1 protein-coding gene is annotated in these 248 nt (G+C 54.8%); it reads right to left on the bottom strand.

Annotated elements, in window-relative coordinates:
* Positions 1-248: hypothetical protein (locus tag LK536_RS58920; RefSeq protein ID WP_506092351.1), on the bottom strand; the 248-nt coding region annotated here is incomplete at both ends.

The following is a 248-nucleotide window of genomic DNA, read 5'->3' on the forward strand; positions in this document are numbered from 1 at the left end:
CCTCCCCTCCCCTTCCCTTCTTCTTTTTTCCCTTCCTTTCTCTCCTTTTCCTCCCCCCCCCTCTCCTCTTTTCCCTCCCCCCTCCCCTTTCCTCCCCTTCCTCCTTCTTTTCCCCTCCCCTCTTCCTTTTCTTCCCCCTCTTTCCTCTTCCTCTTTCCTCCCTCCCCCCCCCTCCCCCCTCTCCTTCTTCTTTTCCCCTTTTTTTTCCTTTTTCCCCTCTCCTCCCCTCTTCCTTTCCTTTTCTTTCT

The sequence above is a fragment of the Clostridium pacaense genome, assembly GCF_020709765.2.
Classification (GTDB): Bacteria; Bacillota; Clostridia; order Lachnospirales; family Lachnospiraceae; genus Enterocloster; species Enterocloster hominis.